This window comes from Alkalilimnicola sp. S0819, assembly GCF_009295635.1.
In the GTDB taxonomy this organism is placed as follows: Bacteria; Pseudomonadota; Gammaproteobacteria; order Nitrococcales; family WHIW01; genus S0819.
Genome location: NZ_WHIW01000001.1, coordinates 67090 through 87008, shown reverse-complemented (window position 1 = coordinate 87008; position 19919 = coordinate 67090). Strand labels below are relative to the sequence as shown.

The 19919-nt window shown below is 67.0% G+C and carries 24 protein-coding genes and 1 other RNA gene; 16 read left to right on the top strand and 9 right to left on the bottom strand.

What is annotated here, in order from left to right; translation table 11 throughout:
* Window positions 1–36: 36 nt before the first annotated feature.
* The gene (locus GBG68_RS00465) at window positions 37–648 is read left to right on the top strand and encodes a TRAP transporter small permease subunit (protein ID WP_152143983.1); all 612 of its coding nucleotides are present in this window, start codon (window positions 37–39) and stop codon (window positions 646–648) included.
* A gap of 54 nt (window positions 649–702) precedes the next feature.
* A complete protein-coding gene (locus GBG68_RS00460; RefSeq protein WP_152143981.1) occupies window positions 703–2073 on the top strand; it encodes a TRAP transporter large permease in 1371 nt (456 codons plus the stop codon).
* Between the two features lie 618 nt (window positions 2074–2691).
* Here GBG68_RS00460 and ampE read toward each other — a convergent pair.
* The gene (gene ampE, locus GBG68_RS00455) at window positions 2692–3543 is read right to left on the bottom strand and encodes a regulatory signaling modulator protein AmpE (protein WP_152143979.1); all 852 of its coding nucleotides are present in this window, start codon (window positions 3541–3543) and stop codon (window positions 2692–2694) included.
* Window positions 3534–4100: a 1,6-anhydro-N-acetylmuramyl-L-alanine amidase AmpD gene (gene ampD, locus GBG68_RS00450; protein ID WP_152143977.1), complete on the bottom strand. Its 567-nt coding sequence runs from the start codon at window positions 4098–4100 to the stop codon at window positions 3534–3536. The genes ampE and ampD overlap by 10 nt, the downstream gene beginning before the upstream one ends.
* A 190-nt stretch (window positions 4101–4290) precedes the next feature.
* On the opposite strand from ampD, the gene GBG68_RS00445 reads away from it, so the two are divergent.
* On the top strand, window positions 4291–5157 hold the full coding sequence (locus GBG68_RS00445; protein ID WP_152143975.1) for an HDOD domain-containing protein: 867 nt from the start codon (window positions 4291–4293) through the stop codon (window positions 5155–5157).
* Between the two features lie 44 nt (window positions 5158–5201).
* Here the strand turns inward: GBG68_RS00445 and GBG68_RS00440 are convergent, their stop codons facing one another.
* The 6 genes from GBG68_RS00440 to GBG68_RS00415 form a co-directional block, all read right to left on the bottom strand.
* Complete coding sequence (locus GBG68_RS00440) at window positions 5202–6134, bottom strand: carbohydrate kinase family protein (RefSeq protein WP_152143973.1); 933 nt, start codon at window positions 6132–6134, stop codon at window positions 5202–5204.
* 237 nt (window positions 6135–6371) lie between these two features.
* The gene (gene gcvH / locus GBG68_RS00435) at window positions 6372–6770 is read right to left on the bottom strand and encodes a glycine cleavage system protein GcvH (protein WP_152143971.1); all 399 of its coding nucleotides are present in this window, start codon (window positions 6768–6770) and stop codon (window positions 6372–6374) included.
* Between the two features lie 152 nt (window positions 6771–6922).
* Complete coding sequence (locus tag GBG68_RS00430; RefSeq protein WP_152143969.1) at window positions 6923–8140, bottom strand: UbiH/UbiF/VisC/COQ6 family ubiquinone biosynthesis hydroxylase; 1218 nt, start codon at window positions 8138–8140, stop codon at window positions 6923–6925.
* A gap of 10 nt (window positions 8141–8150) precedes the next feature.
* Window positions 8151–9383, bottom strand: a complete 1233-nt coding sequence (gene ubiH, locus GBG68_RS00425) for a 2-octaprenyl-6-methoxyphenyl hydroxylase (protein WP_152143967.1) — start codon at window positions 9381–9383, stop codon at window positions 8151–8153.
* A gap of 7 nt (window positions 9384–9390) precedes the next feature.
* The gene (pepP, locus tag GBG68_RS00420; RefSeq protein ID WP_152143965.1) at window positions 9391–10701 is read right to left on the bottom strand and encodes a Xaa-Pro aminopeptidase; all 1311 of its coding nucleotides are present in this window, start codon (window positions 10699–10701) and stop codon (window positions 9391–9393) included.
* Between the two features lie 32 nt (window positions 10702–10733).
* The gene (locus GBG68_RS00415) at window positions 10734–11321 is read right to left on the bottom strand and encodes a UPF0149 family protein (protein WP_152143963.1); all 588 of its coding nucleotides are present in this window, start codon (window positions 11319–11321) and stop codon (window positions 10734–10736) included.
* 181 nt (window positions 11322–11502) lie between these two features.
* Between GBG68_RS00415 and GBG68_RS00410 the strand changes: the two genes are divergently transcribed.
* The 6 genes from GBG68_RS00410 to GBG68_RS00385 all read left to right on the top strand — a co-directional run bounded on the left by GBG68_RS00410 (window position 11503) and on the right by GBG68_RS00385 (window position 14164).
* Window positions 11503–11685, top strand: coding sequence for a TIGR02449 family protein (locus GBG68_RS00410; RefSeq protein WP_152143961.1), 183 nt, complete (start codon window positions 11503–11505; stop codon window positions 11683–11685).
* A gap of 19 nt (window positions 11686–11704) precedes the next feature.
* Entirely contained in the window at window positions 11705–12001 is a 297-nt protein-coding gene (locus GBG68_RS00405; RefSeq protein WP_152143959.1) for a cell division protein ZapA, read from the top strand.
* 53 nt (window positions 12002–12054) lie between these two features.
* Window positions 12055–12245: non-coding RNA, 6S RNA (gene ssrS / locus GBG68_RS00400), on the top strand.
* A 55-nt stretch (window positions 12246–12300) separates the two neighbouring features.
* A complete protein-coding gene (locus tag GBG68_RS00395) occupies window positions 12301–12885 on the top strand; it encodes a 5-formyltetrahydrofolate cyclo-ligase (protein ID WP_152143956.1) in 585 nt (194 codons plus the stop codon).
* 29 nt (window positions 12886–12914) lie between these two features.
* Window positions 12915–13373, top strand: coding sequence for an EVE domain-containing protein (locus tag GBG68_RS00390; protein WP_152143954.1), 459 nt, complete (start codon window positions 12915–12917; stop codon window positions 13371–13373).
* A complete protein-coding gene (locus GBG68_RS00385) occupies window positions 13370–14164 on the top strand; it encodes a lipopolysaccharide kinase InaA family protein (RefSeq protein ID WP_152143952.1) in 795 nt (264 codons plus the stop codon). The genes GBG68_RS00390 and GBG68_RS00385 overlap by 4 nt, the downstream gene beginning before the upstream one ends.
* A gap of 13 nt (window positions 14165–14177) precedes the next feature.
* Here the strand turns inward: GBG68_RS00385 and GBG68_RS00380 are convergent, their stop codons facing one another.
* A complete protein-coding gene (locus GBG68_RS00380; RefSeq protein WP_193222161.1) occupies window positions 14178–14396 on the bottom strand; it encodes a SlyX family protein in 219 nt (72 codons plus the stop codon).
* 164 nt (window positions 14397–14560) lie between these two features.
* On the opposite strand from GBG68_RS00380, the gene ccoN reads away from it, so the two are divergent.
* Genes ccoN through GBG68_RS00345 form a run of 7 tightly spaced genes read left to right on the top strand, consistent with a single transcriptional unit; the run spans window position 14561 to window position 19918 of the window.
* Entirely contained in the window at window positions 14561–15979 is a 1419-nt protein-coding gene (gene ccoN / locus GBG68_RS00375; protein WP_152143949.1) for a cytochrome-c oxidase, cbb3-type subunit I, read from the top strand.
* 12 nt (window positions 15980–15991) lie between these two features.
* The gene (ccoO, locus tag GBG68_RS00370; protein ID WP_152143947.1) at window positions 15992–16606 is read left to right on the top strand and encodes a cytochrome-c oxidase, cbb3-type subunit II; all 615 of its coding nucleotides are present in this window, start codon (window positions 15992–15994) and stop codon (window positions 16604–16606) included.
* Between the two features lie 3 nt (window positions 16607–16609).
* Window positions 16610–16783: a cbb3-type cytochrome oxidase subunit 3 gene (locus GBG68_RS00365; protein WP_152143945.1), complete on the top strand. Its 174-nt coding sequence runs from the start codon at window positions 16610–16612 to the stop codon at window positions 16781–16783.
* The gene (gene ccoP, locus GBG68_RS00360) at window positions 16776–17684 is read left to right on the top strand and encodes a cytochrome-c oxidase, cbb3-type subunit III (protein ID WP_152143942.1); all 909 of its coding nucleotides are present in this window, start codon (window positions 16776–16778) and stop codon (window positions 17682–17684) included. Before GBG68_RS00365 ends, ccoP begins: the two co-directional genes overlap by 8 nt.
* A gap of 6 nt (window positions 17685–17690) precedes the next feature.
* Entirely contained in the window at window positions 17691–17972 is a 282-nt protein-coding gene (locus GBG68_RS00355; protein WP_193222160.1) for a hypothetical protein, read from the top strand.
* Between the two features lie 16 nt (window positions 17973–17988).
* Window positions 17989–19416, top strand: a complete 1428-nt coding sequence (gene ccoG, locus GBG68_RS00350; RefSeq protein WP_152143941.1) for a cytochrome c oxidase accessory protein CcoG — start codon at window positions 17989–17991, stop codon at window positions 19414–19416.
* Window positions 19417–19423: 7 nt separating this feature from the next.
* Entirely contained in the window at window positions 19424–19918 is a 495-nt protein-coding gene (locus tag GBG68_RS00345; RefSeq protein WP_152143939.1) for a FixH family protein, read from the top strand.
* Window position 19919: the final 1 nt, after the last annotated feature.

Genomic DNA, 19919 nt, shown 5'->3' with positions numbered 1-19919 from the left:
TGAGCTGAAATACCGAGGCGGGAGGAGACCCATCCAATGTCCGAGCATAATATCCACGCAGGTCATGAGCACCCGGCAGGGTTGCAGGACATGGATGGCCCTCCCGCCGCGGGCTTCCCCTCCACCAGCCTCTCGCGAGTGCTGGACAAGATTCTGATCATCATCGGCAGCTGGGCCTCGTGGCTGTGGCTGGCGGTGGTGGCGGTCATTCTCACCAGCGTGATCTCCCGCTACGCCTTCGGCGCGGGCTCGATCGCGATGGAAGAACTGGGCTGGCACATCAGCAGCTTCGTCTGGCTGCTGGGCATGGCCTACACCCTGGTCTACGACCAGCACGTGCGAGTCGACGTGTTCCACGAACGGCTCTCCCCCCGCACCCAAGGCTGGATCGAGCTGTTCGGCATCGTCTTCCTGTTGCTGCCGTTTCTGGGCGTGGTGGTGTACTACGCCTCAACCTGGTCCTGGGGCTCCTTCGTGCTCTCCGAGCGCTCCCAGGCGCCTTCGGGCCTGCCCTACCGCTGGTTCCTGAAGTTCGTCATGACCGCTTCCATGGTGCTGATCGCGGTGGGCGCCCTCTCGCGGCTGCTCAAGGTCACCGCCCTGCTGTTCGGCTTTCCCAAGCCCCGCGGCGCCGACAAGCTGCCCTAGTCGGGGCGGCAGCAACAACCCTGAACGGACTCGCGTCATCCGGAGTTTTAACCCGTGGAACTTGAAACGATTTTCGTGATCGGCATGTTCGCCACCTTTGGCGTACTGCTGATGAGTGGCTTCCCCGTCGCCTGGGTGCTGGCCGGCACCGCGGTCATCTGGGGCGTTATCGGCCACCTGGCGGTAGAAACCTTCAACGCCGACATCTGGTACACCTGGAACAGCTCCATGGCGCTCGCCCCCGAGCGTTTCTGGCCCACGGTAAGCAGCGACACCCTGGTGGCGCTACCCATGTTCATCTTCATGGGCATCATGCTGGACAAGTCCGGCGTCGCCGAACTGCTGATGCGCAACATGGTGAAGCTCTTCCGCGGCGTGCGCGGCGGCTACGCGGTCACCGTGATCGTCATGGGCATGCTGCTCTCGGCCACCACCGGCATCGTCGGCGCCTCCGTGGTGCTGCTGGGCATGATGTCCATCCCGGTGATGATGGACGCCAAGTACAACAAGGCGCTGGCCGTGGGCACCTCCTGCTCGGTGGGCTGCCTGGGCATCCTGATGCCGCCCAGCATCATGCTGGTGCTGATGGCCGACCGCCTGGCCCGCCCCGGCACCTCCGTGGGCGACCTGTTCATGGGCGCGATGCTGCCGGCGCTGATGCTGGGCGTGATGTACATCGCCTACGTGCTGCTGCTCGCCTGGTTCAAGCCGCACATGGCGCCGGTGCCCCCGGGCGCGAAGGACGAGAAGATCACCTGGCGCACCATTCTGGATCTGTGCCTCGCCATCCTGCCCACCGCCGGCCTGATCCTCGCCGTGCTGGGCTCGATCTTCTTCGGCATCGCCACCCCCACGGAAGCCTCCGGCGTGGGCGCGGCCGGCGCCACCCTGCTGGCGCTGATCAACCGGCGACTGAACCTGAAGGTGCTCAAGGAGAGCGTGGAGCAGACCACGCGCACCAGCGTGTTCATCTTCGCCATCTTCCTGGGCGCGACCATGTTCGCGGTGGTGTTGCGCGGCGTAGGCGGCGACACGGTGATCGAGGACGCCCTGCTGGGCCTGCCCTTCGGCCCCTACGGCGTGCTGGCCGTGATCCTGTTCGCGGTGTTCCTGCTGGGATTTTTCCTGGACTGGGTGGAGATCACCCTGATCGTGCTGCCGCTGGTCGCGCCGGTGATCGAGAGCCTGGGCTTCAACCTGGCCTGGTTCACGATCATGTTCGCCATCTGCCTGCAGACTTCTTTCCTTACCCCGCCGGTAGGCTTCGCGCTGTTTTACGTGAAGGGGGTGTGCCCGCCCGAGGTCAAGGTGACGGACATCTACAAGGGTGTGACGCCGTTCATCCTCATCCAGCTGACCGGGCTGCTGCTGGTGGCGCTGTTCCCGGCCCTGGTGACCTGGCTGCCCAGCGTGGCCTATAACTGAGGCGAAGCTCCGAACCCACGAAGAAAAACCCGGCCCTGGCGCCGGGTTTTTTTGTGGTGCATCGCGCGTTAGCGGGAAAACGGTGGCATAGGGAGCCGGCCCTGTGATGAGGCTTGTGACACTGGTGCCGGTTCCGGGGTGGGTACGGTCTGGGGCGGCCCACGATTTGGCCCGGCTACGCCGGGCTTCCCTGCGCTTCTCGCCGGAAAGGGGCGGGTTGCAAACTCGCTTCGCTCAAACAGGCAACCCGCTTTTCCCTTTCCGGCTGCGATGCTCGGCTGCATCGACGTCCGCCCCAGACCGTACCCACCCCGGAACTCCATCTGTCGGCGCAAGCCCCCCCTGAAAGCGGGGAGATATGCGCTCGCAATGTCGCGATGTCGCGAAGCGATAACGTGGTCTCTCTTTGTTTCACCCTGGATCGAGAAGCAGCCACCCAGGCTCGAGGAGCCGGGGCCAAGACTTGGAACCCCCAAGGCCCACCCGGACACGGCGGCCGCCATCGGCGTTCAGGCCCGCGTTCCCATGCTGCCCGGATCGCCGAATAAGGATTGCTGGTTTTCCCCTTGCCCGCGATGCACCTTTTATGTGATCGCTCCTACCGGGGAAGAGGGCTCATCAAGCCCACCACCCGGTGATGACCAACAGGGCCACCACCCCCAGCCACACCGTCACGCCGCGGGTGATCAAGGCGCGCGCGTCGTACAGACTCTGCGCCACCGGTGTCTCGGGGGAGAGCCCGCCCAACGCGCCCAATCCTACTTCACCCAGCCGCGCCGCGTGCTCCACCGCACCGGGCGCGCCGCCCTGGCGCCAGCCCTGCAGCGCCCGGCCGAAATCGCCCGCCAAGGCCAGCGCCAGCGCACACAGCCGCACCGGCAGCCAGTCCACCCAATACAGTGCCACGCCGGCCGCGCGGCGCAGCCCCTGCTGATGCCCTTCGTAACGCTCGGCATAGCGCTGGGTCAGCACCAGCCCGTACTGCAGCACCACACCAAAGGGCCCCAGCAGCAGATACCAGAACACCGGCGCGTAGGCATAGCGATAGGCATGCCAGAACATGGCGGCGACAAAATCCCGGCACAGGGCACGGGGTTCGCCGCCAGCCGGGGGCGTGCTCCCCAGTTCCGCCAGCGCCGCGCGCTGACCTTCGGGCTGTTCGTGCTGCTCGGCGCGCAGATAACGCCGGCTCACCTCGTCCAGGCGCACCTGCCCCTGGGCATAGAGCAGCACGGCCACTCCCGCCAGCAGCAACAGGGGGCCGGGCAGCACATGCTGTAGAAAGGCGGTGAGCAGCAGCAGCGGCGCCAGCAGGGCCGCCAGCCCCAGCCAGCCGTCCCACACCGCCGCTGAAAGGCGTCGGCGCAGTGCATCGCCGTAGCGGTGGAACCAGTCCGTATCCCGCCACGGGCCCAGCAAGTTGTAGTAGCGGCCGGCCCACCAGGCCAGCAGAACAGCAATCAAACGCATGAGCGGTGCTCCTCCAGCGCGCCCAGATAGCGCGCCCAGTCAAAGGCGGGGCCCGGGTCGGTCTTGCGCCCGGGGGCGATGTCGCTGTGCCCGACGATGCGATCCGCCGTGATCGCCGGATAGACGGTACGCAACGCCGCGGTGAGCCTGGCGAGCCGTCGGTATTGGGCATCGGTATAGGGGGTCTCATCGGCGCCTTCCAGTTCGATGCCGATGGAGAAATCGTTGCAACGCTCGCGCCCCTGGAAGCAGGACTTGCCCGCGTGCCAGGCGCGCTTGTGCAGCGGCACGTACTGGATCAGTGCGCCATCACGTCGTATCAGCGCATGGCTCGATACCCGCAGCTCGAAGATCTCGGAGAAGAAGGGGTGGGCGCCGGGATCCAGGGTGTTGGTGAACAGCGCATCGATCCAGGGCCCGCCGAACTGCCCCGGGGGCAGGCTGATATTGTGGATCACCAACATATCGATGAGCGTGCCCTCGGGCCGCGCGTCGCAGTTGGGTGAGGGGTTCTGGCGGGCCCCCTGAATCAGGCCCGTGTGCGGATCGACGTGCATATCGCCTTGCTGGTTTCCGGTTTTCGACTATGGCTCCGATGATACACCAGCCGTGTTGGAGGGCGGGGAAAGCACGACTGCGTACGGTGCGGGGGCGGAAAAAATCCGCTAGCATGCCTTGGGAGACACTGATCAATTCCCTAAGGGAATTGATCAGTGTCTCCCAAGAGATCGCAGATCGAGAGTGCCCATGACAGCCGAACAACTGGCGCGCAAGGCCAATCAATTGGTCAGCCTTCCGCGGGCCTATCACCGCATCACCGAAATGCTCGACGATCCCCGCTACGGCGCGGCGGACATCGGCAAGGTCATCGCCCATGAGCCGGCACTCACCGCGCGCCTGCTGCGGGTGGTGAACAGCGCCTATTACGGCCTGCCCTCCAAGGTGAACACCATCCCCATGGCGATCACCATCCTCGGCACCCGGGCGCTGAACGACATGATCCTCGCCACCGAGGTGGCCAGCAGCTTCGCCAAGCTCAAGTCCGACCTGGTGGACATGGCCGATTTCTGGCACCACAGCATCTACTGCGGAATCATGGCGCGGCTGCTGAGCAAGCGGCTGAAGATCGGCGAGCCGGACCAGTTGTTCGTCGCCGGGCTGCTCCACGACATCGGCAAGTTGGTGATCTATCGCTACGCGCCGGAGCAGGCCGAACAGATCATGGCGCGCTTCGCCGAAGGGCCGCTGCAAATGTACCAGGTGGAGCGCGAGGTGCTGGGCTACGACCACGCCGACGTGGGCCGCGCGCTGGTGAAAAACTGGCGCCTGGCGGATCTGTACCAGGACACCACCGGGCTGCACCACGAACCGCAGCGGGCACGCCACCACATCCCCATGGTCTCGGTGGTGCACGCGGCCAATGCGCTCACCAAGAAGGTGGAGCCGGGCTACAAGCTCGACCGACCGGCGGAGGATCCGCCGGAGCTGCGCCCCACCGCGGCGCAGTGCGTGCCGCTGACCCCGGTGATGGTGGAGGATCTGCGCCTGGAGGCGGATGTGCAGTCCATCGAGGTGTTTTCCACCCTGTTTTCGGGGATCCCGTTGAACGATTGATGGCGTGGGGGTTCGCGGCCATATGCCGCCAACCCCCGCCCACATCACATCTCCGTCCCGAACTCCTGCTGGAAGCGCATCCGGAACCCATCCCGCGTGAAGCCGTGGTTCTGGGTGCCCGCCTGCTCGATCTTGATCGAGCCCATCAGCGAGGCCACTCTGCCCGTGATTTCCCAGTCCAGGCCGTTCAACAGGCCGTAAAGCAGGCCCGCGCGGTAGGCGTCGCCGCAGCCGGTAGGATCCACCAGGGCCGCAGGCTTGACCGCCGGAATCTCCAGCACCCGGCCACCGGTGTGGATGCGCGAGCCCTCCCCGCCCAGGGTCACCACCAGCGCCTCCACCCGCTCGGCCAGCGCCTCCAGAGCGAGCCCGGTACGGTCCTGCAGCAGGCGTGACTCGTAGTCGTTCACCGCTACCCAGCGGGCCTGCTCCACGAAGCGCAGCAGCTCTTCACCCTCGAACATGGGCAGCCCCTGGCCGGGATCGAAGATGAAGGGGATGCCGGCAGCCGCGAACTGCTCGGCGTGCTGGACCATGCCGTCGCGGCCGTTGGGGGCGACGATGCCCACACGCCCTCCGGCGTCGGTGGGCACCCGCACCTGGTGCGCTTCGGACATGGCGCCTGGGTGGAAGGCGGTAATCTGGTTGTCGGCTTCGTCGGTGGTGATGAAGGCCTGGGCGGTGTAGCTGTCGTCGACCACCTTGATATGGTCGGTGGGAATGCCCTTGCGGTCCAACCACTGGGCGTAGGGCTCGAAGTCCGCGCCCACGGTGGCCAGCGGAATGCCGATCTCGCCCAGCAGCTTGAGGTTGTAGGCGATGTTGCCCGCGCAGCCGCCGAATTCCTTGCGTAGCTCCGGGACCATGAAGGAGACGTTCAGGATCTGTACCTGCTCGGGCAGGATGTGATTACTGAAGCGGTCGCGAAAGACCATGATGGTGTCAAAGGCCATGGAACCGCTGATCAGTGCCGTCATCGCATCATCCTCGTCGTTATTGTCGGGGTCGAGGCCGGTCGCCCCGGACCCGCTCGGCGGGGCGCCAGACCCAGTCCAGCTCCCGCGCCGCCTTTACATCATCCAGCCGGGAAAAATACGTGGTGGGGGCGTGGAAGCCTTAATCCAGCAAGCGCCTGGCGAAATCCATGGCCCTCGCCCCCGGTTCTTTCGCCTCGCGCTCTGGCGTGAAATGATCTCCGGACTGGCCCGGCGCGTTTACTCCTCGTCGTCGTCGGCGATTGCGGCCTCGTAGCCGTCCGCGTCCAGCAGTTCCTCGATCTGGTCAGCGTCGCTGGGCTGAATGCGCATGATCCAGCCATCCCCGTAAGGGGCGTCGTTGACCCGTTCGGGGGCCTCGATGAGCCCGCCGTTGGTGTCGATGATTTCGCCGGCCACGGGGGCGTAGATGTCCGAGGCGGCCTTGACCGATTCCACCACGGCGCAGGCTTCGCCGGCCTCGACTTCCTTGCCCACTTCAGGGGTTTCCACGAACACCAGATCCCCCAGCGCCTGCTGGGCATGGTCGGTGATACCGACCAGCACGGTGCCGTCGTCTTCCAGGCGCAACCACTCGTGAGTGGGCGCGTAACGCAGATCGCCGGGGACTTCGCTCATGGGTACGTCCTTCTTGGTTTACGAGGAAAGTTCTATCAGGGCCTGGCCCTTGCGGACGAAGGGCGGCTTGAGCAGACGAGCGGGCAGGCGGCTGATGAATGGCCGGCACTATACCGTTGCGGGGGAGGGTAGACCAAGAGAACCGGCGCCTCCTACCGGGCGATGGGATGGCTTTGGCAGAGCCGGGGCAGTTCCCCGCCCTCCCCCATGGCCCGGCTCATGATCAGCCGCTTGGCGGGAGGCAGGCGGTCCGTCAGGTCCATGCCCAGACTACGCAAGCCGGCCAGCCAGCCGGGGCTTTGGGTGAACAGCCAATGAAAGCCGTCCATCGCGCTCTGCATCATCAGATTGTCGCCCTTGCGCCAGCGCTCGTAACGGCGCAACAGCCTGTGCCCACCCAGCGGCTTGCCGGCGGCGGCGGCCGCCAACACCAGCTGGGCCAGGGCGGCGGCATCCAGCCAGCCGAGGTTCGCCCCCTGACCGGCGAGCGGGTGGATCACGTGAGCGGCATCACCCACCAGGGCGAGCCCCGGCTGCACGTACTGCCGGGCGTGCTGGCGGCGTAGCGGGAAGGCCGCTCGCTCACCGCAATCGAGCACCTGCCCCAACAGCCCCTGGGCGGCCCGGTTCAGCTCGGTCAGGAAGTCACTCTTGTCCGCCGCCAGCAGCGCCTTGGCCCGGGCCTCGGGCAGGGACCAGACGATGGAGCAGCGTCCATCGGCCAGCGGCAGCAGCGCCAGCGGGCCACCGGACAGAAAGCGCTGACGGGCCACCGCGCCGTGGGGCTGCTCGGTGCTGATCGCGCAGACCAGGCCGCGCTGGCCGTACTCACGCTGCTCCAGCGGCATGCCGGCGATCTTCCGCACCGCGGACCCGGCCCCGTCCGCCCCCACCAGCAGCGAGGTGCACAGCCGGCGGCCATCCTCCAGGCGCAATCGCATCTCATCGCCCTCGCGGTGAAAGCCGGCGAGGCTCGCCGGAGCCAGCAGCCGCGCGCCGGGCAGCGAGAGGAAGCGGTCGTGCAGGACCGTCTGCGTCAGGCGGTTTTCGATGATGTGCCCCATGTGGGGCTCACCCAGGGACAGGGCGTCGAAATGCACCGCGCCGCCGCCCTCGCCGTCCCAGGCGCTGATGCCTTGGAAGGGGCTGACGCGGGCGGCCTCCAGGCCCTCCCACACACCCAGTCGACGCAGCATCCGCTCGGAGGCGCGGTTCACGGCGGCGACCCGCAGCGGCGTTTCCTCGGGGCTCCAGCGCCGGAGCGGCGCGGCCTCCAGCACGGCCACGCTGAGGCCGCCTTCGGCCAGCGCGCAGGCGAGACTCAGGCCCACCATGCCGGCGCCGTGAATGATGCAATCGTAACGTTCCATGAGGCGCCCCTCAGCCCTTGCCCAGCGGCAAACCCACCGCCAGGCGCGGCAGAGTTCCGGCCCGACCCGTGGCATGGCGGACGAAATCGCGCTTCACACCCGGCAGCAGGTCCATGCCCCCCAGCCCCAGGCCGCGCAACGCGCCCAGCCCCGGCAGACCCAGACCGAAGCCGCGCACCAGTCCGTGGGTGAAGCCGTCCACCGTTCGGTAATCGGCCCGTCGCAAGTCCTCGTAGCGGTGCAGCAGCGCCGCGCGCCCCGGGTCCTCGCCCCGGCCCAACGCCTCGTGGACCAGTTCGGCCAGGCAGGCGGCATCACGCAGCGAGAGGTTGAAACCCTGCCCCGCCACCGGGTGCAGGCTGTGCGCGGCATTTCCCAGCAATACGGCACGCTCCACGGTCAGGTGCTCGGCGCGCACCCGGGCAAGCGGATAGGCCGCCCGCTCGCCGGCCCGCAACAAGCGCCCGAGCCGAAACCCGAAGCGCTGCTGCACTTCGGCCAGGAAGGCCTCGTCGTCCATGGCCAACACGGTCTCGCGCCGGGCCGACGGAACCGTCCAGATCAGCGCGCAACGCCCGCCGGTGAGCGGCAGCAGGGCGAGCGGCCCGTCGGGGCCGAAGCGCTCGTAGGCCACGCCGGCGTGATCCCGCTCCGGGGTGATATTGGCGATCACCGCTGCCTGCCCGTAGGCGTCTTCGCGCACCGCCACCCCCAGCAACCCCCGCCCCCGGGAGCGAACCCCGTCGGCGAGCACCAGCAGGCGGCCACGCAGGCTGCGCTCGCCCCCGGCCTCGGTGATGGTGACGCTCACGCCCGAGGCCTCCTGGCGCAGACCCTCCAGGCTCGCCGGGCATAAATAGTCCACGTTGTCGGCAGCCGCGGCGCGGGCCGGCAACACCGCACCCAGGGCGCGGTTGCTCACCACCCAGCCCAGGGCCTCCAGCCCCTCTTCCTCCGCGTTCATGCGGGTGACCCCGAAGCGGCCGCGCTCGGAGACGTGAATGCAGCGAATCGGGGCGGCCTCGGCGCGCAGCGCCGGCCAGAGACTCAGCGCCTGAAGGATGCGCTGGGTGGAGGCGGCGATGGCGGTGCTGCGCTCGTCGTAGCTGGGCTGGCCCGGCTCACCGGGGGGCACGGCTTCGATCACCCCCACGCGCGCGGGGGTATCGGCCAGCGCACAGGCGAGCGCGCTGCCCACCAGCCCGCCGCCCACGATCAGCACATCGTAGTCGAAGCTCGCCACGGCGCCCTCAGCCCTGCGCCATCAGCGCTTCGATATCCGCCACCCGCTTGGGGGCATCGGCGGTGAGCACCTCGCAGCCATCGCGGGTGATCAGCACATCGTCCTCGATGCGCACGCCAATGTTCCACCAGCGCTCGTCCACATCGGGCTGGTCGCCGGCGATGTAGAGCCCCGGCTCCACCGTGAGCACCATGCCGGGCTCCAGTTCGCGCCACTGGCCGTCGATCTTGTAATCGCCCACGTCGTGTACGTCCATGCCCAGCCAGTGACCGGTGCGGTGCATGAAAAAGCGCTTGTAGTCGCCACGCGCCTCGATGTCCTCGGCGCTTCCCTGGAGCAGGCCCAGCTCGGCGATGCCCTCGCAAAGCACCCGGGTGGCGGCCTCGTGGCCGGCGTTCCAGCTGCGCCCCGGGCCGGTGGCGTCGATGGCCGCCTGCTGGGCGGCCAGCACCACCTCGTAGACCGCCCGCTGTTCGGCGCTGAAGCGGCCGTTGACCGGGAAGGTGCGGGTGATGTCGGCGGCGTAGCAATCGAGTTCCGCGCCCGCATCGATGAGCAGCAGATCGCCATCGCGCAGCCGGGCCTTGTTCTCGATGTAATGCAGTATGCAGGCGTTGCGCCCGCCGCCGACGATGGGCGTGTAGGCGGGCCAGCCATTGTGGCGGCGGAAGGCGGCCTGGAATTCGGCTTCGATCTCGTACTCGTACAGCCCCGGACGGCAGATGCGCATGGCCTGCCGATGGGCCTCGGCGGAGACCTGCGCGGCGCGGCGCATGACGTTGATCTCGGCCGCGCTCTTGATCAGGCGCATCTCGTGCAGCCAGTGCTCCAGCGAGACGAACTCCCCCGGCGCCCGCACCCCGGCGCGGGCCTTCTGACGCACCTGGCTGACCCAGCCGATGACTCGATGATCGAACTCCGGGTCCACGCCCATGGTGTGGAACACCCGGTCGGTACCCTCCAGCAGCCCGGGCAGGATCTCGTCGATGTCGTCGATAGGGAAGGCGTCGTCGGCGCCGTAGTCCCGGCAGGCCCCCTGCTGGCCGGCGCGGGGACCGTCCCAGATCTCCCGGTCCGGGTCGCGCTCGCGGTTGAACAGGATGTACTCACCGTGGGCACGGCCGGGGATCAGTACCAGCACGGCCTCGGGCTCGTCGAAACCGCTGAGGTAATGGAAGTCGCTGTCCTGGCGGTAGGGGTAGAACGCATCCCGGTTGCGCGGACGCTCAGGGGCGGCCGGCACCACGGCGATACCACCCTCGCCGATCACGCTCATCAACTCCCGACGACGACGGGCGAATTCACTCTGCTCGATCATGCTGCCTCCCGCAGGAGCGGCTCATGGGTTAATCAATGTACGGTGGGCTCTTCGTCGCCGTCCTTGGGCGGGTTCACCACCTTGCGACCGCTGGGGCGCAGATGCTCCAGCACCAGCAGGGAGGCGACGCGCACGTATTCCACCAGCTCGGCGTAGGCTTCCTCGTTGTCTTCTTCCGCGTCCGGCTCCAATTCCACGCGGGTGATCTGGCTGAAGTCCTGCAGGATCTCCCGCACCTCGCGGGGCAGCTCCGCCTCGGACTTGAGCCCGGAGATGCCCAGCCCCACCAGGAACCCCTCGCACCAGCGCCCCAGGGCCTCGGCACGGCGCGGCAGGGTTTCCTGATCGTCGGGGAGCAGCAACTGGAAGCCCAGGGACTTGTCTTCCATGCCCGCCAGGGTGTGCTCGTAGAGCGCGCCGAGCGCGGCGAGACAAGCCTTGGCCGTCTCGCCCCGGGGCTCGGTCTCGGCCAGCACCTGGGCAACCCAGGGGGCGGGCTCGACTTTATCGGGGGCGGCCACCATGCCACTCAACAAACCTTGGCTCTCGGCGGCATCCACCGCCGCGCCCACGCCCTGCAGGGCCTGCTGTACCTGATCGTAATCCATGCCTGCGCTCATCCGCTTTCCCGCCCGGATTCGCCCCGGGCTACTAATGCGAAATGCGGCAGGATATCCCCGCCGCAAGACCGTATGCTAACACCGACGCCGATTGACCCGGACGAGTGCCGGGTCTATAGTCGAAACCGCCCCCGGGAGACATTTTCAAGTGGCTGATTCCATTACGAAAGCAATTGATCGCATGGAGCAACGGCTGGAACAGCTGCTGAGCCTGTGCGAGCGGCTGCGCGAAGAAAACCGGGTGCTCCGGGAATCCCAGTCCCAGCTGGCCACCGAGCGCGCCAGTCTGCTGGAGCGCAACGAACAGGCCCGGGCCCGGATCGAGGGCATGATCGGTCGCCTGCGTGCCATGGAACAACAGTAGATAAAGCGAGCAGCACACCGTGAGCAGCACCACCGCCGTCAAAATCAACATCCTCGACAAGGAATACCTGATCGGCTGCCCCGAGAGCGAACGGGAAAGCTTGTTGCGCTCGGCCGATATGGTGCACCGGAAAATGCGCGAGGCCCGCGACAGCGGCAAGGTGATCGGCGCCGAACGCATAGCGGTGATGGTGGCCCTGAACCTGGCCCATGAATTGCTGCAGGCCCAGAGCGAAACCGAGGCGCTGCGCCAGGTGCGCGAGCGGCTGAGTGCCATGGACGAAAAGCTGGCCGGGGCGCTGAACGGCTCATCTTGAGACCCGCACCTCTTTACCTTCCCCCGCGTCCTGCTGCATAGTGAGTTCACGGACATTCCCTGCGGTGTTCGACAGCGGGCCTACGTATTCTTGAGCCTCAAAGAGTAGCCCCGGGGATCCTGGTCGTAGTGGCAAGCGGTGTGCAGGTCCGCCATGCAGCGGAAAGCCTAAGCCGCCACTCGCCATCCCCACCTGAACCATAGGGTTCAAGGGCGAAGCCCGCATCGGCACAGGCGGGGAATGTCCCCTCAATTCAGGCCGCCCGGCGTGGCCAGCCGGGCGTGCTAACATCCCGCCCCATGAACTCCCGCCAGGACATACGGCAAGCCATGCGCCAGCAACGGCGCCGGCTGGACCCGCGCAAGCAGCACCGGCACGCCCGCCGCCTGGCCGCCCACCTGGCCCGCAGCGCGGTCTTTCGCAAGGCCCGCCATATCGCCGCCTACTGGGCCGCCGACGGCGAACCCGACCTGGCGCCGCTGATGCGCCTGGCCGCGATCCGGGGCAAGCGGTTGTATCTGCCGGTGGTCGCCGAGCGCGGCGTCATGCGCTTCTACCCCTACCACCCGGAGCACAGCCGCCTGCGGCGTAACCGCTACGGCATCCCCGAACCACGGCTCGGCGGCCGCCCCCTGCCCGCTCATCGGCTGGACCTGGTGCTGGCGCCACTGGTGGCCTTCGATGACCGGGGGAACCGGCTTGGAATGGGCGGCGGCTACTACGATCGCTGCTTCGCCTTCACCCGCCACCGCCGACGCTGGCAGCATCCGCGGCTACTGGGCGTCGCCCACGCCTTCCAGCGCGTGCCGGCGCTGGCCGGTGAACCCTGGGACGTGCCGCTGTGGGGCATAATCACCGAGCGCGGCCTGCGCGCCTTCCAGTAAGCGTTTCACAACAACACAGGGAGCCGAGCATGAACTACTGGCTGATGAAGTCCGAACCCGATGTGTTCGGCATCGATGACCTGGCCCAGCGCCCCAACCTGACCGAGCCCTGGGATGGGGTGCGCAACTACCAGGCGCGCAACATGATGCGGGATGACATGAAGATCGGCGACCAGGTCTTCTTCTACCATTCCAACACCAAGGTGCCGGGGATCGTCGGTATCGCCGAGGTGGCGAGCGCGCCCTACCCCGACCCCACCCAGTTCGACCCGGACAACCAGTATTACGACCCCAAGAGCGACCCGGACAAACCGCGCTGGGTGCTGGTGGATGTGAAATTCGTGCGCAAGCTGAAACGCAACATCAGCCTGCAGGAACTGAAGGAGCGCCCGGAACTGGCGGATTTCCGCCTGGTACAGCGGGGCAACCGCCTGTCCATCATGCCGGTGAGCGCCGAGGACTGGGACTTCATTTTGGGTCTGGAATGATGACCGACAAGAACCTGTGGCGGGACCTGGACGAAGCCTGGTCGTGGGAAGGCGAGCGGGTCGCGGGCGATCTCATCTCCGAAGTGCTGCGGCTGGAACGGCCCGACGGGGTGTATTACCTGAAGCGCTACAGCGCCGCGGGCAAGATGCTGCGCCGACTGTTCGGCCGCAGCCGGCCACGGGGCGAGTACGAGAACCTGCGGCTGTTCGCCCGGCTCGGCATTGCCACGGCGGACATCGCCGGCTTCGAGCAACATCGCGCCTGGGGGCGGTTTCGCCGCGCGGCGCTGGTGACCCGGGAGATCCCCGACACCACGGACCTGGCGCGCATGGCGCGGGAAGCCGACCCCAAGCTGCGGGATCGGCGCTGGGTGGCGGAGGTCAGCCGCCAGCTGGCCGATTACACCGCCCGCCTGCACCGCATCGGCTTCTGCCACAACGATTTGAAGTGGCGCAACGTGATGGTCAGCCGCGGCGCGCCGCCCCGGGTCTATCTCATCGACTGCCCCATCGGCCGGCGCCGCTACGGGCTCCTGCGGCGCCGCGGCCGGATCAAGGACCTGGCCTGCCTGGACCGCCACGCCCGGGTGGAGCTGTCCCGCAGCCAGCGCCTGCGCTTTTACCTGCTTTACCGGGGCTTGGCGCGCCTGGATGCGCGTGGCCGGCGCGAGATCCGTGGGGTACTCGGGTTCTATGATGGCCGCGACCAGCGCCTGACCAAACGCCTGGACCGCCTATACAAGCGCTATCTGCGTCACCGCCTCACTCGATGGGGGCGGCGCCCTCAGTAGTGGGGCGGCGCCCTCAGTAGTGGGGTGGGGGCTCGTGTTCGGCGGCGCCCCCGCCTTCGCCGGGCTGCAGCCGCCTGACCTGCTCGTTGACACGCTGCAGTGCCAGGCGCAGCTCCGCCAGCGCCTCGCCCTGGGCGATCAGCGTATCGTTGAGGCTCTGAATGGTGTCCTCCTGAAAGGCCAAACGCACTTCCAGATCCTCGATACGCCGTTCCTGCTCCACGTTCATCATCCCGTCCTGTATCCTATGCCGCGCCGCTGTTGGACCGGAGCATACGCCAGCCGCGCTCCGGGACAAATACCGGGCCTTTGACCCAGGTCAAGATCTTTTGCGCGGCCTTTGGCACAATAGCCGCGGCTGCAACTCCGTACCTTTCGAGAGACTCCCTAACGCTTATGGACACGACACCCGCGTACAACGACAAGGTGGTGCGACAGTTCACCATCGCCACCGTTGTCTGGGGCATCATCGGCATGGCCGTGGGCGTGCTGATCGCCGCCCAGCTGCTGTGGCCCGCCCTGAACTTCGACACCTCCTGGCTGACCTTCAGCCGCCTGCGCCCGCTGCACACCAATGCGGTGATCTTCGCCTTCGGCGGCAGCGGCCTGATCGCCACCTCCTACTGGGTGGTGCAACGCACCTGCCAGGCACCGTTGTTCGGCGGCTGGCTCGTGCCGTTCACCTTCTGGGGCTGGATGGCGGCGCTGGTGGCGGCGACCATCACCCTGCCCCTGGGCCTGACCCAGAGCAAGGAATATGCGGAGCTGATCTGGCCCATCGACGTGCTCATCGCACTGGTCTGGGTGGCCTACGGCGTGGTGTTCTTCGGCACCATCGCGGTGCGCAAGGTGAAGCACATCTACGTGGCGAACTGGTTCTACGGCGCTTTCATCCTCGCCATCGCGCTGCTGCACATCGTCAACAGCCTGCAGATCCCCACCAGCTGGACCCATTCCTACCCGCTCTACTCCGGCGCGGTGGATGCCATGGTGCAGTGGTGGTACGGCCACAACGCCGTGGGCTTTTTCCTCACCGCCGGCTTTCTGGGCATGATGTACTACTTCGTGCCCAAGCAAGCCGGGCGCCCGGTGTACTCCTACCGCCTGTCGATCGTGCATTTCTGGGCACTGATCTCGGTGTACATGTGGGCCGGGCCGCATCATCTGCACTACACCGCGCTGCCCGAATGGGCCCAGAGTGTCGGCATGGTGTTCTCGCTGATCCTGCTCGCCCCCTCCTGGGGCGGCATGATCAACGGCATCATGACCCTCTCGGGCGCCTGGCATAAGCTGCGCACCGACCCGATCCTGAAATTCCTGATCGTCTCGCTGTCCTTCTACGGCATCGCCACCTTCGAAGGCCCGCTGATGTCCATCAAGACGGTCAACGCCCTGTCCCACTACACCGACTGGACCATCGGTCATGTGCACGCCGGCGCGCTGGGCTGGGTGGCCTATATCACCATCGGCTCGATCTACGCGCTGATCCCGAAGCTCTACGACCGTCCGGCCATGTACAGCATCAAGGCCATCGACGCGCACTTCTGGATCAGCACCATCGGCGTGGTGCTCTACATCGCCTCCATGTGGATCGCCGGTGTGATGCAGGGGCTGATGTGGCGCGCGGTCAACGACGACGGCACCCTCACCTACACCTTCGTCCAGGCACTGCAAGCTACCTACCCGTATTACGCGGCGCGGCTCCTGGGTGGCGCGCTGTTCCTCGCCGGCATGTTCATCATGGCCTGGAACATCTGGAAGACCGTGCGTGGCGATGAGCCCGCGCACGCCACCGCCGCCGCCCAGACTGCCTAGGAGAGCGCAGGAATGTCACAAGCACACGCTAAAGTCGAACGCAGCATTCCGCTGATGGGCATCTTGACCGCCATCGTGATCAGCATCGGCGGCATCGTCGAGATCGTGCCGCTGCTGTTCCAGGCCGAGACCACCCAACCGGCGGAGGGCGTACAGCCCTACCCGGCGCTGGAGCTGGCCGGACGCGATGTGTACGTCTCCGAGGGCTGCTACGGCTGCCATTCGCAAATGATCCGCCCCTTCCGCGCCGAGACCGAGCGCTACGGCCATTATTCAGTGGCCGGCGAGTCGGTCTACGACCGCCCCTTCCAGTGGGGCTCCAAGCGGACCGGGCCGGACCTGGCCCGGGTCGGTGGTCGCTACACCGATGAGTGGCACTACGTGCACCTGATGAACCCGCGCGATGTGGTGCCCGAATCCAACATGCCCGCCTATCCCTGGCTGGCGGAACGGGAGGTCGATCCCGCCGTGATCCAGACCCGTATGCGCGCCCAGCAGCTGATCGGGGTGCCCTACACCGACGAGCAGATCGCCGAGGCGCCCGCGCAACTGGAAGGCAAGACCGAGATGGACGCGCTCATCGCCTACCTGCAGGGCCTGGGCACGGCCTTCAGCGGACGGAGGTAAGCCATGAGCGCCGGCACTGTCAGCGGCATCATGACCACGCTGCTGCTGGTCATCTTCCTAGGAATCGTCATCTGGGCCTGGAGCGGCAAGCGCAAGAAGGACTTCAACGAAGCCTCCCGCCTGCCGCTGGAAGACGAAAAGACCCCTAAATCGCAGGAGACCAACCGCGATGAGTAGTTTCTGGAGCTGGTTCATCACCCTGCTCACCCTGGCCAACATCCTCGGCTGCTGGTGGCTGCTGCGCTGGACCGCGAAGCCCATCGCGGGTGAGTCCGCCGAGGGTGAGCCCACCGACCACGTCTGGGATGGCGATCTGCGCGAGCTGAACAACCCCATGCCTCGCTGGTGGCTGACCATGTTCTACATCAGCATCGCCTTCGCCCTGCTCTACCTGGTGCTCTACCCGGGACTGGGTCGCTTCGAGGGCGTACTGGGCTGGACTCAGGTCGGGCAATGGGAAGAGGAAGTGGCCAAGGCGCGCGACAGCTATGGCGCGATCTTCAACGAATGGGCTGCCACCGACGTGGAGGAGCTGATCCACAACCCGGACGCCATGGCCGCCGGGAGCCGCCTGTTCGGCAACAACTGCGCGGTCTGCCACGGCTCGGACGCCCGTGGCGCGCCGGGCTTCCCCAACCTGGCCGACGACGCCTGGCTCTACGGCGGCAGCCCCGCCGCCATCCGCCACAGCATCGCCCAAGGCCGGCGCGGCGTAATGCCGCCCATGGGCGCGGTCCTGGGCGATGAGGGCGTGAGTCAGGTGGCCGCCTATGTGTACAGCCTCAACGGCCGCAGCGCCCCGGCGCAGCTCACCCGTGCCGGCAAGCAGAAATTCGAGGCCAGCTGCGCGGCCTGCCACGGCGCCGACGGCACCGGCAACCAGGCCCTGGGCGCGCCGAACCTCACTGACGACGCCTGGCTCTACGGCGGCAGCCTGGCCGCCATCGAGCAGAGCATCCGCGAGGGGCGCCAGGGCCTGATGCCCGCTCACGAGCAGCTGCTGGATGAAGAGCGCATTCACGTGCTCACCGCCTATGTGTACTCTTTGAGCCAGGACGAGGCGAGCATCGAGGAGTAGCAAGCCGTGCACGAGCGCAACGAGCCCTCCGGGCTGGACCCGGTCTGGAAACCTGTCATCGCCCGCTGGGGAGCCATACTCTGGCCCTCTTTCCTGGTGGCGGGCGTGGCGACCATGGTGTTTTTCGCCAATCTGGACCCGGAGGATCTGCGCATGGCGACGTTCCCCGAGTGGGACCTGTCTCGCCGACAGGGCTATACTCTGGGTTTCTTCATGTTCTGGGCCGCGGCGGCGGCATCGAGCTGGCTGAGCGCGCTGCTGCTGACCCCGTCCTCCCGTCGACGCTGATTGCGTTGGAGCCTTCATGAGTACCGACACCCCCCGCCCCGGCGATCCTCGCCGGGCGGCGGCGCAGCCGAGCGCTGCCGACCCCGGCCTGTACAAGGCCCGGGAGAAGATTCACCCACGCGAGATCAAGGGCCGCTTCCAGAGCCTGCGCAAGCTCGCCGTGCTCACGTTGCTGGGGCTGTTCTACCTGGCCCCCTGGCTGCGTTGGGATGATCGTCAGGCGGTGCTTTTCGACCTGCCAGGGCGGCAGTTCCACGTACTGGGCCTGACCTTCTGGCCCCAGGATTTCTTCTTTCTCGCGCTGTTTCTGATCGTCTGTGCGCTGATGCTGTTCTTCTTCACCGCGCTGGCCGGCCGGCTGTGGTGCGGCTACGCCTGCCCGCAGACCGTATGGACCGAGGTGTTCATCTGGATCGAGCAGTGGTGCGAAGGCGATCGCAACAAGCGCATCAAGCTCGACAAGGCGCCCTGGAGCCGCGAAAAGCTCATCCGCCGGAGCAGCAAACACGTGCTCTGGGTGCTGTTCGCCGCCTGGACCGGCTTTACCTTCGTCGGCTTCTTCACCCCGGTGACCGAACTGACCGCCAGGCTCGCCGCCTTCCAGCTCGGCCCCTGGGAGAGCTTCTGGATGGCCTTCTACGGCTTCGCCACCTGGGGCAACGCAGGCTTCATGCGTGAGCAGGTCTGTCTGTACATGTGCCCCTACGCGCGCTTCCAGAGCGCCATGTTCGACCCGAACACCCTGACCATCTCCTACGACGAGCGCCGCGGTGAACCCCGCGGGCCGCGCCGCCGCGAAGCCGATCACCAGGCGCTGGGCCTGGGCGATTGCATAGACTGCTACCTGTGCGTGCAGGTCTGCCCCACGGGCATCGACATACGCGATGGGCTGCAGTACGAGTGCATCGCCTGCGCGGCCTGCATAGATGCCTGCGACAGCGTGATGGACAAGGTCGGCTACCCCCGGGGGCTGATTCGCTACACCACCGAGAACGCCCTGGCGGGCAAGCGCAGCCGCATCCTGCGCCCGCGCATCCTCATCTACGGCCTGCTGCTCGCCCTGATCACCGGCGGCGCCGTGGCGGCCCTGGCCATGCGCTCCCCCCTGGACATGGACGTGCTGCCCGATCGCAACGCCCTCTATCGCGAAGCCGCCGGCGGCGTGATCGAGAACGTCTACACCCTGCACACCATGAACAAAAGCGGTGAGGACGCCCGCTTCCGCCTGGAGGTGGCCGGCGCCCCGGGCCTCAGCATCATCACCACACCGGAGACGTTCACGGTGGCGAGCGGCGCATCTCGCCGCGTCGCGGCCCGGGTCAGCGCCGAGCCCGGCGCCTTCGCCCGGGGCGGCGGACACAACATCCAGTTGATCCTGGTCACCATCGGCAAGCCGGAACAGCGTTACAGTGTGGAAACGCGTTTCCATACCCCAGTGAGGTAAGCCATCCATGCCCGGCGAACATGCGCCTTGGTACAAGCAATTCTGGCCCTGGTTCCTGATCGCCCTGCCCGGCTCCGTGGTGGTCGCCGGGATCCTCACCCTGGTAATCGCCGCCAGCGGCCATGACAGCCTGGTGGTGGACGATTACGGCAAGATCGGCCTGATCACCGAGCAGCGTCAGGTACTGGACCGGGCGGCCGCCGAGCGCGGCCTCAGCGCCCGGCTGAACATCGCCCGAGAACAGGGCCGGATCATGCTGATACTCCAGGGGGCACAGACGCAGCCACAGAGCCTGCAGCTGCGGCTGACCCACCCCACGCTCAGCAATCGGGACCTGGACCTGGAGCTGCGTGCCGACGAGGCAGGCGTGTACCGGGGCCAGAGCGAACACACCCTGCCCGGGCGCTGGCTGGTGCAGATTCAGCCGCTGGGCGCCGAATGGCGCCTGGCCGGTGAACTGGCCGACGACCAGCAATTGCTGCAACTCGCACCGCGCGGTTAGG